Source organism: Bacillus thermotolerans (genome assembly GCF_000812025.2).
Lineage (GTDB): Bacteria > Bacillota > Bacilli > Bacillales > Domibacillaceae > Quasibacillus > Quasibacillus thermotolerans.
Window position 1 is genome coordinate 46,656 of record NZ_JWJE02000021.1, and the last position, 15,105, is coordinate 61,760.

The 15,105-nt window shown below is 43.8% G+C and carries 15 protein-coding genes; 5 read left to right on the plus strand and 10 right to left on the minus strand.

Going from position 1 to position 15,105, the window contains the following annotated elements:
* Positions 1 to 2: 2 nt before the first annotated feature.
* From QY97_RS09965 to QY97_RS09985, 5 genes are all read left to right on the plus strand, one after another.
* Positions 3 to 1,019 carry an acyltransferase family protein gene (locus QY97_RS09965; protein ID WP_039232291.1) on the plus strand — a complete coding sequence of 339 codons (1,017 nt, stop codon included), beginning with the start codon at positions 3 to 5 and terminating at the stop codon, positions 1,017 to 1,019.
* Between the two features lie 224 nt (positions 1,020 to 1,243).
* Complete coding sequence (locus QY97_RS09970) at positions 1,244 to 2,650, plus strand: sigma-54 interaction domain-containing protein (RefSeq protein WP_052728954.1); 1,407 nt, start codon at positions 1,244 to 1,246, stop codon at positions 2,648 to 2,650.
* 202 nt (positions 2,651 to 2,852) lie between these two features.
* Positions 2,853 to 3,107, plus strand: a complete 255-nt coding sequence (locus QY97_RS09975) for a hypothetical protein (protein ID WP_039232296.1) — start codon at positions 2,853 to 2,855, stop codon at positions 3,105 to 3,107.
* Positions 3,104 to 4,639, plus strand: coding sequence for a sodium:solute symporter family protein (locus tag QY97_RS09980; RefSeq protein ID WP_039232299.1), 1,536 nt, complete (start codon positions 3,104 to 3,106; stop codon positions 4,637 to 4,639). The genes QY97_RS09975 and QY97_RS09980 overlap by 4 nt, the downstream gene beginning before the upstream one ends.
* Before the next feature lie 17 nt (positions 4,640 to 4,656).
* On the plus strand, positions 4,657 to 5,685 hold the full coding sequence (locus QY97_RS09985; RefSeq protein ID WP_039232302.1) for a carbon-nitrogen hydrolase family protein: 1,029 nt from the start codon (positions 4,657 to 4,659) through the stop codon (positions 5,683 to 5,685).
* A 64-nt stretch (positions 5,686 to 5,749) separates the two neighbouring features.
* Here QY97_RS09985 and QY97_RS09990 read toward each other — a convergent pair whose 3' ends face one another.
* From QY97_RS09990 to QY97_RS10035, 10 genes are all read right to left on the minus strand, one after another.
* Complete coding sequence (locus QY97_RS09990) at positions 5,750 to 6,244, minus strand: VanZ family protein (protein WP_039232304.1); 495 nt, start codon at positions 6,242 to 6,244, stop codon at positions 5,750 to 5,752.
* 37 nt (positions 6,245 to 6,281) lie between these two features.
* Positions 6,282 to 6,758, minus strand: a complete 477-nt coding sequence (locus QY97_RS09995) for a hypothetical protein (RefSeq protein ID WP_039232307.1) — start codon at positions 6,756 to 6,758, stop codon at positions 6,282 to 6,284.
* 115 nt (positions 6,759 to 6,873) lie between these two features.
* The gene (locus tag QY97_RS10000) at positions 6,874 to 7,287 is read right to left on the minus strand and encodes a hypothetical protein (RefSeq protein WP_039232310.1); all 414 of its coding nucleotides are present in this window, start codon (positions 7,285 to 7,287) and stop codon (positions 6,874 to 6,876) included.
* 116 nt (positions 7,288 to 7,403) lie between these two features.
* Entirely contained in the window at positions 7,404 to 7,676 is a 273-nt protein-coding gene (locus QY97_RS10005) for a DUF4282 domain-containing protein (RefSeq protein ID WP_039232311.1), read from the minus strand.
* Between the two features lie 194 nt (positions 7,677 to 7,870).
* Positions 7,871 to 9,364, minus strand: a complete 1,494-nt coding sequence (locus QY97_RS10010) for an aldehyde dehydrogenase family protein (protein WP_039232313.1) — start codon at positions 9,362 to 9,364, stop codon at positions 7,871 to 7,873.
* Between the two features lie 19 nt (positions 9,365 to 9,383).
* Positions 9,384 to 10,346: a PDR/VanB family oxidoreductase gene (locus QY97_RS10015; protein ID WP_039232338.1), complete on the minus strand. Its 963-nt coding sequence runs from the start codon at positions 10,344 to 10,346 to the stop codon at positions 9,384 to 9,386.
* A gap of 22 nt (positions 10,347 to 10,368) precedes the next feature.
* Positions 10,369 to 10,866: a hypothetical protein gene (locus tag QY97_RS10020; protein WP_039232315.1), complete on the minus strand. Its 498-nt coding sequence runs from the start codon at positions 10,864 to 10,866 to the stop codon at positions 10,369 to 10,371.
* Positions 10,856 to 11,866: a heme-dependent oxidative N-demethylase family protein gene (locus tag QY97_RS10025; protein ID WP_046128715.1), complete on the minus strand. Its 1,011-nt coding sequence runs from the start codon at positions 11,864 to 11,866 to the stop codon at positions 10,856 to 10,858. Before QY97_RS10025 ends, QY97_RS10020 begins: the two co-directional genes overlap by 11 nt.
* A gap of 36 nt (positions 11,867 to 11,902) precedes the next feature.
* Positions 11,903 to 13,246 carry a glutamyl-tRNA reductase gene (hemA, locus tag QY97_RS10030; RefSeq protein ID WP_052728955.1) on the minus strand — a complete coding sequence of 448 codons (1,344 nt, stop codon included), beginning with the start codon at positions 13,244 to 13,246 and terminating at the stop codon, positions 11,903 to 11,905.
* A gap of 203 nt (positions 13,247 to 13,449) precedes the next feature.
* The gene (locus QY97_RS10035) at positions 13,450 to 14,874 is read right to left on the minus strand and encodes a purine-cytosine permease family protein (protein WP_039232319.1); all 1,425 of its coding nucleotides are present in this window, start codon (positions 14,872 to 14,874) and stop codon (positions 13,450 to 13,452) included.
* Positions 14,875 to 15,105: the final 231 nt, after the last annotated feature.

Genomic DNA, 15,105 nt, shown 5'->3' on the forward strand with positions numbered 1-15,105 from the left:
ACATGAACAAACGAGAAACCTGGCTCGATATCGCCAAAGGTATCGGCATTCTGTCGGTCGTCATCAGCCATGGGGGAAATCCGGTGGCGCACCAGTACTTATTCTGGTTCCACATGCCGTTATTCTTCATCATTTCCGGCTATCTCTTTCGCCGCCTGGACACATACGATACCTTTATCCAATGGACGAAAAAAAGAACAATCCAGCTGTTGGTTCCATACGTCTCTTTTGGACTCGCGATTTCACTGTTCCTTTTCTTTACGGACTTATCGATGACAAAGCTTATCGAAAATATCCAGAATCTCGCTTACGGCGGTCAAGTGCTGCGCAGCTTCTTTGCGGTCTTCTGGTTTATCACATGCCTGTACTTGACGCAAATTCTATTCGCGCTCATGCAGCTTGTGACTAAAAATATCTATGTACATCTCGGCATACTGGCAGCCTTTTATTACGCCGCGCACGTGATCGGGTATTCCCCGAAGCTGGAGAATGTGGACATCCCGTGGAACGCCGATGTCGCCTTGCTCGCGATTGTGTACTATGCCTTCGGCTACTACGGCAAGAGGTTCCTGAATGCCTTAGTCAGACACAAACAGACGCTCTTGATCAGCGTCTTACTAGCAACAGCAGCGATTGCGCTCCAATGGAATCACGTCATTCACTTTGAGCTCGACATGAAACTAAACAAATATTCATCCATGGGCTTGAATGTGCTGATCCCATTGATTTTCAGCCTATTGGTCTTTACGGTCAGCTATCAGTTCTCGTTACTGGAGAAGAAGTTCTGGGAGTATTTAGGCACAGCTTCCTTAACGATCATGTATCTGCATATCCCGCTCAACAAGTATTTGCAGGACGTCTTAGGAGACTACAACCTCCTCGTCTACACACTTGTCGGCGTCTTGATTCCACTCATGGTTCATTATGCCATCCTCGTAAACTTCGACTTTACGAAAAAAGCCTTTCTCGGCGTCTTTCGCAAGAAGACGTATCAGGAGAGAAGAAAAGTGGCTTCCTAAATATAAACACCCCCTCTGATCAAACTCAGATCAGGGGGTTGTTTGATTTACACTCATACAGGAGCCGCTCTTGTTTTCCAAAGTGAAATAAAAAACGTGGGCAGTCTATAATATCAAACTGAGATTTACTCTATCTGCTCCTCTCCTTTAACTGATCACTATATATATCTCATGTTATAATAGTCAGAACATTCAAAACCTTAGAGGGAGTTGAATGATGAAATATGACATACACAAAAAGTCAGGAGGCTCAACTGATCGCCGAAAATGAAGAATTAAAAAAAGCAATAGATTCTTCATATGATGGAATATGGATCTGCGACGCGGAGGGCAAAACATTATTTATAAACCCAGCAATTGAAAGAATTACTGGATTAAGAAAGGAAACAGTGATTGGAAGAAATATGAGCGACCTTGTGAAAAAAGGAATATTCGATAAAAGTGCAACTATAGAGGTCATAAAAAAGAAACAGACAGTTACTATTATGCAAAAAGTTAGTACAGGCATTACTACCATTGTGACGGGTACACCTATATTTAATAACAGCGGCGAGTTAAGGCGCATCATTTCAAATGTAAGAGATATTACTGAACTTATTACATTAAAGGAAAAAATGCAGAAACTAGAAGCAGAGCGTAATCGTTATCAGTCTGAGTTAAGCAGTCTACGTCTTCATGTGGAAAAGGTAAACGGCATCGTCTTAAAATCCAAAAGTATGAATGAGTTAGTCGATAGTGCTATGCATGTAGCTCAATACGACACAACCATCCTGCTTCAAGGGGAATCAGGTACCGGAAAAGAAGTAATGGCTCAACTAATTCATAACACTAGTCCAAGAAAAGAATCAGGCGCGTTCATTCGTGTAAACTGCAGTGCCATACCTGAGGCTCTGCTTGAATCAGAGCTATTTGGCTATGAAGAGGGTGCGTTCACTGGTGCCAGAAAACAAGGTAAGCCGGGTATGTTCGAGCTGGCGAATAACGGAACATTATTTCTGGATGAGATTGGTGAATTGCCGTTAACCACTCAAGCAAAATTCTTGCGTGTTATTCAAGAGAGAGAGGTCATGCGCCTAGAAGGTACTAAACCAATTAAGGTTAATGTAAGGCTCATCACGGCAACCAATCGAAGTTTAGCAGAAATGGTGGCTGCTGGTGAATTCCGGCCGGATTTATTCTATCGGTTAAATGTCGTGCCGCTCACCCTTCCCCCGCTAAATCAAAGAAAAGAGGACATTCCCTTACTTGTTGAGCATTTCACTGCTCAATTCAACGAACATTATCAAATGAAGAAACGTCTCTCTCATAGCGCTATAAAAGATTTACTCGACTACCCTTGGCCTGGTAATGTGAGAGAACTAAAAAATATTATAGAAAGAGCATTTGTCACCTCTCCTAACGAAATCATTACTAGTAATGAACTCCCTTCCTTTCTAAGGATGAAAGAAACAGCAAAGTATAACTTTCAAGCAGGTACCTTAAAGGAAGAAGTCGCTCGTTTTGAAAAAGAATTAATCCAATCTGTGATAAACAAATCTGACACAACTTATGAAGCAGCCGAACTACTCGGTATAAATCAATCAACAGTCGTAAGAAAAATGAAAAAATACCAATTATCTATGCAAAGTTAATGCAAAAACGCCTTCCATGCAATATGGCATTGAAGGCTCTTTTTTTATTAACTCCAAGGTTTTGTCTTTATGCTGCCTTAAATTTAATGCAAATGTGCATGAACATATAAACCAGTTTCAAAGAAAAAGCCCACCAAACAAGGTCTCTACTTTGGCACGAATGTTGCAATTAAGATAAACAAAACAACTAGGGGGTGAAGGAATGAAACATTCGTTTACTGTGATCATGACTGTCTGGTTTATCATCGTCAATGCTCCCCAATTTCTTCCTGCTTTGGACAGAATAGAACCCGCTATCTTGGGGATCCCATTTAATCTGTGGTGGATTTGGGGATGGAATTTAGCTATTTCCATTTATCTAATTTATTGTGCGTTTCGTAAGTGGAAAACATATGATTTTGATGTAGAAGAAGCACGAGAAGATGCATTCTCTCGTGGGTTGGAGGTGAAAGAATGATGAGTTTACCAACGATGGTTTTTTTGTTTCTTGGTATTTCAATCCTTGTGTATCTATTTATATGTTACTTAGGATACCGGGCTACTAACCAATCTTCCATGGATGACTTTTATTTAGGAGGAAGGGACTTAGGACCTGTTGTTCTCTTCTTAACAATAGGTGCTTCCTGGTTCAGCATGTGGTTCTTGCTCGGAGCCCCCGGTTCATTCTTCGTTCATGGTGTAGGTTTTAATTCTTTCTTTATTCTCAACATTGTACTAGGCGTATTCATGTACGTATTCGGAAGAAGAATGTGGGCTCTCGGAAAGATTTACAACTACGTTACCCCGAGCGACATGCTGGAGCATTATTACGATAGCCGATTTCTACGCCTCATTTCCAGCATTGTCGGCATATACTTGCTCTTCCCATATATCGGCATACAGTTGCTTGGAGCAGGGGTAGCCTTTGAATTAATAGGAAGCCCATTCTGGCTCGGTGTTGGGAGCATGCTTGTGCTAGTCACCATTTATAGCATGATCGGTGGAATGAAGGCTGTTGCCTGGACAGACGCCGTTCAAGGAATATTTTATATGCTTCTTACCTGGGGGCTGGCGTTCTGGATGCTTAGTAAAGGTGTATCTGGTATCGGCACACTGGGTAACTTATTCTCCATGGTTGATGGCCGCTATCCTGATTTCTTGAAGTATCCCGGATCTTCTGGCTACTTCACTCCGCTTAACTGGTTTGCTTACATTGCTATTTATGTCACAGCTGGCATTGGACTCCCTCATTTATGGACTCGCTACTATATGGCGAAATCGATGAGCGCCTTTAAAGTAGTGCCGATCGGTCATATTCTGTTCGCCAGCTGGGGTTTTGTGCCGATCCTTGTTGTCGGTATACTCGGCAAACTATTTATTCCTGATATTGCTATCGTAGACCAAGTGTTCCCTGCTATTGTCCTCGAATATTCTCCCGTGATGGCTGTAGTGCTAATCACGGCGGCCTTTGCAGCAGCAATGTCCACGGTTGATTCACAGCTCATGGCGATGGGAACCATTTTTACGAAAGACATTTGGCAAGTATTCATCAAAAAAGATAACAGTGAACGGACACTAGTTTGGGTAGGACGTATAGCTATGCTTATTTTAATGACTATCTCTGTCGCTTGGACGTTCCTTGCCCAAGGATCAATCGTTGCTCTCTCAATGATTGCCTTTACGTGTGGCTCACTTCTGTTTATGCCGCTGTTTGGTGTTCTCTTCTATCCAAAAGCGGGCAAATACGCAGCGAATATCAGCTTAATCGCTGGCTTCTTAACATTGTTATTTACAACATATATCGTTCAGGACCCTGGAGGTGTATATGGCGGAGGGTACGCGCTGTTCATCCAGGTACTTCTGTTCTTTGGAATTGCTCAATTTGAGAAAAACCATTTGAAAGATCGAACAAAGCATTATCATGAAGTTCTCAGAAAGAGCATTGATGGAGAATATCAAGCAACGAAGAATGGGCATGATTGGCAAACAGTCAAGACAAAAACGAATTAATAAGGAGAGAGGAAACCATGAAAAACGAAACATTCAAAGCAGCAGCAGTCAACGCTTCACCTTACCTATTTAACTTGGAGAAAACAGTGGAGAAGTGTCTATCGATTATAGAGGAGGCAGCTAGTAAAGATGCAAGACTTATTGTATTCCCAGAAACTTTCCTGCCGATGTACCCTTGGTGGATTTGGATGTCAGTCGACAACACAAAGCGCCTAGAGCTATTCAAGAAGCTATATTATGAGTCTGTCGATATCGCACAAGAGCCATTTCAGAAGATTTGCAGAAAAGCCCGGGAAAAGGAAGTGTTTGTCGTTATAGGCATAAATGAAAGAGAGCGAACGACTTTATACAATACTCAAGTCTTCATCAATGATCAAGGGGATATTATCGGTAAGCGCCGGAAACTCGTCCCAACGAGCGAGGAAAGGACTATTTGGGGACGCGGAGACGGCAGCGACTTGTTTGTCCTAGATACCTCTATCGGAAAGATGGGAGGCCTAATTTGCTATGAGAACTCGATGACTCTTTCCCGTTATGCTCTCTACTCTATGGAAGAACAGTTGCATATCGCTAACTGGCCCGGCTCCAATTATCAAAGCCAACCGAGAGACCGGACAAAAACAATTGAAACAGTGTCTAAGTTTGTTGCCTTCGAGGGACAAATGTTTGTCATCGCCTCCTCCTCTTGCGTGGGGCAGGAAGAAGTAGACTTTTATAGAGCAATTGATCCATCTATTGAAGGCAACTTTGATGTTGGAGGTGGGATTTCAGGAATTATTTCTCCATTTGGTGAATTCGTCTCTGAACCAGTTGTCAACGAAGAAGGAATCGCTTATGGAGAGATTGATTTAGATAAAATCCTAGATGCAAAACATATGATCGACTGCACTGGCCATTATGCTCGCCCTGACGTCACTCAATTGATTCTTGACACAACAAAGAAGTCAGCCTTGAATCAGCCACATCAGCCGGAGAAAGTGATCAAATACGAGCCAGTGTTACAAACTGATGAGATAGAGGAAAAGCAAACTATCTCTATCGACTGATAAACCAAAGAACAGAGATGATCACATATAATATCCCCTGGTGTTAATCACTCAGGGGATCACCTCATTTCTTCTTCCTCCCATGCCTTAGCGCATACACCGGCACATACAGCACAAGCGCAATCATCCCGCCAATCAAGTCCAGCACCACATCCTGGATCATTGGTGTGCGTCCGCCTGTCTGCAGCTGATGCCACTCATCAAACGCCGCGTACATACCGGTAATGATTAACGCGAGAATCACGCCTGTGTTAATCTGCTTCGGCCGTATCCAAACGTAGACACGAAACAGCCCGATCGCTAAAAGTCCAAACAACAGCATATGCGCAAACTTCCGAATCATAAATTCTACGAAATAGTGGTAGCCTCTCGACTCTACGGAAATCTCGCGGCCCCAGTACGTTAACTCAATCTGCGAAAGCGGGCCAGCCAACGGTTCATTTGCCAGTACCTTCTGCAGCAACGGCACAATCGACTGCTGTTCATAGGTTTGTGATGAAAATAAATAAATGACGCCTGCTATCGCTAAGAGCAGCATCACCTTGAAGATTCCTTTCATATATACACCTCGTACGTAGCAGCTTCTCTAGAAAATTTCATTGCTCATTGTAATTCCACATCAACAGCCATTCATCCTTCTCCTCGACGGCAAACACATCCTGTTCAATGGAGAAGTTGCCATACTTCCCTTTATATTGTTGCACGACGGTGACCCGGTACACAATTTTAAACTCCGGCCCATCCTCCGCCGGTTTCCATACCTCTAACTCTACCGGATCATCTAGAGAATACTCAAATGTTTCCACTCCGAAGTGATTCATAAACACATGCGCCCGGTCCTGCAGGTAATGTCCTTTATCAAATTTCTCCTTCATAAATGGATGAAACAGCTCCCACGACTCCGAAAAATTCCCTTCCTGCTCATATTGATAAAATTCATTCACCGCCGCCCACGCTTCTTCTCCCGGCGATGGCACAATCACCTTCCAGCCAAGCCAGCCGACCGCTGCCCCGATCACTGCAAGCAACAAGACACGGGTCACACTTCCAGCTCTTTGCCGCTTTCTGAACACAGCCACCACCCCTTAAAAAGGTGCCTATTTGAGCGTATTCAAAAAGACAACAATTTACCACCGAACGCGAAAAAAGCCAGCTTCCTTTATGCAGCTGACTTTTATGCTCTATCTATCACTGATTAAGCTCTTTATAGGCCAGCATCTTTAGGGCTAGCACTTCTTCCTCTGTAAGCTTTCCTTCCAGCTTATTCAAGATCTCTTGCTTATTCCCGCTTTGCAGGTCAGACTGGATCTCTTTCAATTCACTGACATTAAACTTTGTGGCAAGCTCACGAACGGCCTCTTCCTTCGTCTGGAAAGGCAGCGACTCACTATTGACATTGGTCCCTTCTGCGATAAACTCCTGCAGCTGCGGGTCATTCTTCACCTGTTCCTTCAGCTTGTCCAATTCCCCGCTGTTCTCAAGCTGTGCGGACACTTCCTCCATTACTTTGTCGGAAACAAACTGTGTGCCAAAGTAAAGCCCCGCAATCCCAAGCAGCACGACAAACCCTACGATTCCAAGAAGCACTTTTATTAGTCTCAATCCTCATCCCTCCCGACTTGATTATACTATGGACTAGAGGAAAAGGGACAAGGAAAAAAGACCGATTTACCTCCACACTAAAAAAGCCGGCACCCTCATGGATACCGGCTTTCTTCTTACGAGTCGGCGCCCTTGCGATGGGACACCTTTCTTTCAATGTGACGCAAGGAATCGTATATTTTGAACGAGATAATCAATAACTCACAGTACACACGAACGGCAATCGGACCAAGGATAATCGTTAATAATCCGGTGATCACGGCTCCAGCACCGCCGCCTGAAGCAAGGAGAACGATCCCCCAAATAATAGAGGCGACAACCCCGATCCAGAAAATGATTTTGATAATAGCAGGAGTGATCATCCGGTCGAAACTCGTCAAGCTGCTCATCTATATCCCTCCTATTAAGATAAATGACTTACAGTATATATGTATGACGGGCATGAGGGGGATAGACATGTATGGGCAAAAAAGGACAAGCTAAAAATTTCAGCTTTTCTAGCTTCGAACATAGAAAAAGCCTGCAGGCAAGCCGATGTTTATCGAGCTTGTCTGCAGGCGAAGAAAAATGGGATATTTAAGACTTATTTGTTTGGAAACCAGCCTACAGGCTCTACAGCAAGGTTCACGTTGATCTGCTTGACTTCCTGGAAGTCCTCTAAACCATATGTTCCAAGGCTGCGGCCGATTCCGCTTTGCTTGTAGCCGCCCCATGGAGCTTCTACATACGTAGGGTGGTAAGAGTTCACCCAAGTGATTCCAGCGCGAACCTTTTTAATCACGCGCATCGCTTTCGCTCCGTCACCTGAGAATACGCCGCCAGCTAAGCCATACACTGTGTCATTCGCTAACTTAATCGCTTCTGCTTCATCTTTAAACTTTTGGATCGTTACAACTGGTCCAAAGATCTCTTCCTGCACGATGCGCATATCAGATGTCACATCTGTGAAAACTGTTGGCTCGATGAAGAACCCTTGATCCAAGCCGTTTTCTGTTAAGCGACGGCCGCCGCACGCCAGTGTCGCTCCTTCTTTCTTGCCGATTTCGATGTAATTTAAGATCGTATTCATTTGATTTTCACTGTTAATCGCACCTACTTGGGAATTCTCATCCAGGCCAGGTCCAACTTTAATTTGTTTCGCACGTTCCACGTAGCGTTCTACGAATTTATCGTAAATGCTTTCTTCTACTAAAATACGGCTTCCGGATGAGCATACTTGACCAGCGCCGAAGAAAATTCCGAATAACGCATAATCGACAGCTGTTTCAAAGTCGGCATCTGCGAAAATGATATTAGGAGATTTTCCGCCTAGCTCTAGAGACACTTTCTTTAAGTTTCCTGCAGCAGCTTTCATAATTTCGCGTCCAACCTCTGTGCTTCCTGTGAAGGAGACAAGATCCACATCATGGCTTTCTGCGATCGTCTGGCCAACGACGGAACCTTTACCCATTACCAGGTTAACGACACCTTTTGGCACACCGACTTCTTCAATGATTTCTACTAGTTTCATAGCTGTGATTGGCGTAGATTCTGCCGGCTTGTACACAATCGTATTTCCTGCAGCTAGTGCTGGAGCGATTTTCCACACACTCATTAATAATGGGAAGTTCCAAGGAACAATGAGTCCTGTCACGCCAACTGGCTCTTTCACAACCATCGCTTGTACATCCTCAGGTACTTGGTATGTCTCGCCCTCAGGCGCTAGAATCAATCCAGCGTAATAACGGAAGCATGTCGCCGCATCACTGATATCGAATTCAGCTTCTGCTTTCAATTTACCGTTGTCCATCACTTCTAGCTTCACTAATTCATCAAAGTTCTCTTCAATCTTGTCTGCAATTTTATTTAAGTATTTTGCCCGCTCATGTGTCGTTAGTTCCGACCACACACCGCTTTCAAACGCAGCTTTTGCCACAGCAATGGCTTCTTCTGTTTCTTCTTTTGTTGCTCTTGGGGCTATAGCGATCACTTCTTGGTTGGCAGGATTGATTACTGTGTTTACATCAGAATTTGTAGAGTCTTTCCACTCACCGTTAATATATAGTTTTAATTCGATTGCTTGAGTTTGTACAGTCATTTGTTATCCACCTCGTCCATTATATTTTTACTACTAGTTTTTCTTCCTTGGCTCTTGAGCAGCATGTCAATATCATATTTCTTTGCTTTCTCTCTTCATCGCTGAAGAAAATATCCCGGTGATCCACTTCTCCTGCAACGACATCCACTTCACATTGTCCGCACCCTCCTGCTTTGCAGGAATACGGCGCTTCAATGCCAGCATCCAGCAGTGCTTCTAAGAGTGTTTGTTCCGGCTTTACTTCGATGACCGCATTACGGTTCACCACTTCTACGACGAATGGATTTTGCTCTCCTGTTGCCGCCGCAAACAATTCGAAGTGGATCGATTTCTCTGGATACCCATAGGACAGAGCAGCCTCTTTATATTCCGTTACCATTGAAACCGGACCACAGAAGTACACATGGCTGCCAATTCGATGATTCTTCATCGTTTCAGGTGTCATGCGCACCGGATTCTCACTTCTTGAGAAGTAGAACGTACACTTACCCGGATACTTTTCATTCAAGTAATCATAGTAAGCACATTGCTCTTTTGTCCGTGCCGCGTAATGAAGTTCAAATGTTTTCCCTTGCGCCTCCAGGTCAGCCATCATCGTAAGGAACGGGGTAATCCCGATTCCAGCGGCATAAAATACATGGTGCTTCGCATGAAATCCTAGGGCAAAGTGGTTCTTCGGCAAACTGATTTCAACGGTGTCACCGACCTTCACGTGATCATGCCAGTAGACAGATCCCCCTCGTGAATTCGGGTCGCGGTTAATGGAGATCGAGTAGTGCGTGCGCTCAGTCGGATGACTGACAAGAGAATAGTCTCTTTCAAGAACCTTGTCTCCTTGGTTCACATATGTTGTGATATGGGCACCGCCAGTGAAGGCCGGCAATAGTTTCTTATCAGCAGGATAAAGATCAAAGCGCTTCACGCTCTCCGTTATTTGCTCGATCTTTCCTACGTACACTTCTACATTTCCTATGAGTCTCATAATCTTCACCTCAGTCCTTTCCTCAATTAGGGATAAACGGATAGCCGATATAACCTTTGCGAACCTTCGAGAAAAACGGGCCAACCTCCATGTGAGCATCGCAGTGTACGCACTGAACGGTCTCAGCCTCCGGATTGATCTCACTCTTTTGATAGCATTTCATGCAATAGATATACCGTCTTTTCGGTCCATAGATAATCGTTTGAATTTCATCTTCTGTGAAGCCTGCTTCTACCGCCTCTGTGAAAACAGTGACAGCGTGATCCCAATCCGAAGCGATATACAGGTGCGTCCCCATCTTCTGGCTGTAAAGCAGGGCTCGAAGATCATGAAGATTCCTAGAATCGATTTCAAACTGCTCATAGTCCACGTCGTTTTGTGACTCTGCAGCCAAGGCCTGCTTAACATCGCTTAGAGCCTGCTGATCATAAATAATCAGGTGCTTCTTTCTTTTATTATTGAAGGCTAGCTTTTCTTTAATAGTCTCTGATTGATCGTATAATACTGGACTACTGTACAAAATGCTCCTCTCCCTTCTCTTGTTTGTCTTTCTCCTTCATGCTATCAATCAAGTTTTTGAGATACTCCACCGTCTGAGGCAGGAACGGTGCCATGCCTTTATACTCGGCCATGTAATCTGGAATATCGGCAAGGTTGAAATAAGTAATCTCCAGCCATTCTGGTCGTTTGATTAAATCCTCCATCGGAAGGAACTGCGTATCAAGGACGAATAAAATGGCATTGCTTCGCGGCATGCGGATGAACCATTGCTCTTCTACTCGAAGATGAACAAGCTCTCCGGCATTCTCTGGTGTGACCTTCTCTCTTTGCGGTCCCCAAACATCCATCGTTTCATAGTTGACATCCCAGCGATCGGCCATCAGGTTCCAGTTGACTCTCGTTCTTGGCACTCCCGGTTCAATCGTTAACAAGAACTTTCTGATTCTATCAACAAGATCGATCCCATCACGGCTGACGAAAGGTACCGGTCCATGTATTTCATCAAATGACATGCCAAGGTTCCAGTGTGGAGAGAATAAGGCGGCAAAGGATTCTTGAGCCACTTCCAGGTAGAAGTTATCGTCTCGATTGACCATTAACATATAGTCATGGTGAAAATGGCGGCCGATCATATCATACGGCTCTAGATCAATACTTGACTCGTCCCCAAAAGTGAAAACTTCCGTTTCTTCAAGGATATGATTCGTGAATGTCCATTGGTCTCCATCCTTTTCAACACTGAAGTGTTCAGGGTATTTCGCCGTCGATAAATCGATCAATAGCTCCACAAACTCCCATTGCATTTCCATCGTATGGGGGAAGGATTGATAGCGAACCTCCGGCTGCTTCTCCAGCATTTCCCGCTTCCGTTTGATTTGTGCTTTGTATTCGGGAGTGATTTTCATGAAATTCACTTTATCCCCGCTTAACTCCACTAAGTCATTGGAATAACGATAGGTTTTATTCTTGAAATTCGTAAATGGGAAGGTAAACATATCTAGATTCGTTGATTTAAACATCTAATTCTCCTCCTTTTGATTAAAAGCTTCTTATGATTAACTTCCTGTCCCTGTTAATAGCTGGTGCAGAAGTATAGGATCTGTATCTAAGTCATCTCTTACTTTGGTTTCAAGTTCGAATATTCTGGATATTAATTCTAAGTATTCCATCCTTTTTTCAGCATTCTCTTCCTGAGAAGCGATTTCTTTCATCATAAGAATCGGCTGGCGAATGAGCTGACTGGAAATCATCTGTGTGTATTTCAAAATCACCTGCTTTTCTTTTTCCGATAGATTCGGCAGTTTATTTTGAATATGCTTCATCGCTTCAAACTGGAGATCAGAAGACTTTTCCTGTAACTCCTCGATAAGAGGCGTCACAGCCAATGTTTTTTTCCAATCATGAAAGGCGGCTAATTCCTTGTTAATCATATGTTTGATCTTATTGGCCTCTTTCAATCGTTCCTGCTGATTGGCGTCGATAACGCTGTGCAAGTGATCCACGTCATACACATCGACATGCTCCCATTCGCCAATGTTGGGATCGATGTTTCTAGGGACGCCAAGATCGACGAAAGTAAGAGGACGTTCTTTTCTGCTTTCTATCACAGGCCTCACATCTGTTACATCGAGCAAATAACCATGTTTGTCGATCGAGCAAATCACTACATCGACTTGCTCTAACAGCTGTACATACTCACCAAAGGGGTAAGCGTTTCCATTGCAGCTGGCGGCTAATTCCTTAGCTTTATGGAAGGTACGGTTTGTGAAAAACAGTTGGTTGCATCCCGCTTCCTTCAAATGCTGGGCAGCCAGCTTGCTCATGGTTCCCGCACCAATGAGCAGAGCTTTTTTATGTTTCAATTGAGGGATTTTCTCTTTCAGCATTTGAACGGCCGCGTAACTGATAGAGACTGCTTGTTTTCCTATTGCCGTTTCGGTATGGGCTCTTTTCCCTAGCGTGATCGCCTGCTGGAAAAGGTGATTGAACCACTTGCCTGTACTCCCGGAGTCTCGGCTATCGAAAAACGCTTGTTTCACCTGGCCAAGGATCTGAGTTTCTCCTATCACTAAGGAATCCAAGCCGCAAGCGACCGTAAATAAATGAACAATCGCTTCATCATTGACTTTCACGTAAACAGCATTTTCTGCTTTATAATGGTATTTCGTTACTTTTTTCAACAATTTCTCTTTTATGATTCTTTCTGCCAGGTACACATTATCGGCAACGGCATAAATTTCCGTTCGGTTACATGTACTGAGAACGACGCATTCTTGAATGATAGGGTAAGAGATGAGTTTAAGCTCTATCTCTCTTTTCTCGAATTCATCGAAGTGTGCCTGCTCCCTTACGGCTACTGGGGCACTCTCGTGATTGAATCCGATGACTAAGACAGTCAATGTATCCCTCCTTTCCATCACTTTCCTATACTTAGATGAATGAGCAGCCAAATCGTCTACTCAGCTTTCTTGCTCTAGTAATTGCAATATCCGTGCCAACTACTGATTTTTAATAAAATTGCGATAAATCAGACTTTTGAAGTTTTTTCTTCGCCTGTTTAATTTCATTTCTTAAATTTTATTTCAAAAGTAAAATTCTAGGTTTAAACGGCGTCATTGCTTTTGGACGGGAAAGATTCTGTCCGAACACCTCTATCTGCCTCATAAGAGAAAAGGTATTTAGCTGATACATAGTAGCATATCCCTGCGGCAAAGTAGGCCGGGATCCCTGCGGACATGTAATAGAACAAGCTGCTCGAAGTATCTAATACCGGATTGTACAAGCTCCAGTACACAATCGTTCCGACGATAAAGCTGACAATGGCCGATGGATTGATGCCTTTCCAGTAGTAGTAGCTTCCGTTCGTGTCATACAGGTCCCGAATCGACACCTTCTGCTTCTTCACAAAGAAGAAATCAGAAATCACAATTCCTCCAAAGATCGCCATAATATAGGAGATCACCGTAATGAAAGATCCGAAAGCATCGTAGAAGGAAGCACTTAACAATAACAGAACGGTTGGTATAGCGGTTCCCATGGCTAGCGTCCAGGATTTCTTTGGAAACACCGTTTTAAAGCTAATCGCTTGTGAATACATGAGGAACGTGCCTGCTGTGATATTTCCAAGAGTCAGCAATAACAAACCGATGACGCCTACCCATGTGCCGCCAATCGCGAACATCCAATCCGTTGGGTCTAGTGAGGCAACCACCAATGCAGCAAGAGCTCCAAGAATAACAGCGACGTTGACAATAATGCCGTAGCTGAAGAAGCCGGCTTTAAAAGCAGACTTTTCACTTTTCGCCAGTCTGCTGTACTGGCCTAGATACGGAAGCCAGGAAAAGCCAAGTCCGATGTTGATTTCTAGAGCGGTAATCATGGAACGAGCATGATCGTCATACGATTCGGGGGCAGGTAAAGAGAAGATTTTCTCCCATCCTTGTCCGACCATTAACAGAGCGACAAGCCCTAACGTGACGAGTAAAATAGCTGGCACACCGATTAAGTTAAACTTACGCATGACCAACGGACCTTGGAACGTGATGAAGAAGACAATCGCAAAGACGATGATCGCAAAGAAAGGGGCACCGGTGATTCCGTTTGTAAAAAACTCCGGAAGGCCAGCGACAGAGGCGATCTTCACCAATGCCTCCCCTGCCATAAAGAAGGCAACGGACATGTAACCGATCGTCAGGAACATAAAGATAAAATAGAAGATATTGGAGCCTAAGTAGCCTAATGCGCTGCGGAAACCGATAAACGTATCGACTCCGTACCTCGCAAAAAGAAGAATGATTGGCGCAATTAATAGGAAAGGCAACGCATTTCCAAATAAAATCGACGCGATCGCTTCCTTGGCACTAAGCAGCATCCCCGTATACCCTCCCACAAGGATACAGATACAAGAAATACCGATTCCCACTTGAATGAGAACTAAATCCCAGAAACCAAACACGCGGTCACTTTTCTGTGCAGGCAGGAACCCAAAAGCCACATCTTTTGAAATAGCGGAATTGTTTTTACTCATGTTAACCTCCCGATCTTTTTTATTTAACAGGCGACGAGCGCCTAGCCTGGATATCAAGCATACAGAACATGACGATCGTCTAAAAAATCACAGACAACAGAAAGACAGAAATCAGGCCGATGAGCGCTATTTCGGGCAAGTGTATTTGGCAAGTAAAAAATGTATGTAACGGCAGTTAAAAATGTAACCACTTGCCAACTTTAATACTAGTTTTGTAATAATGACTCTTTA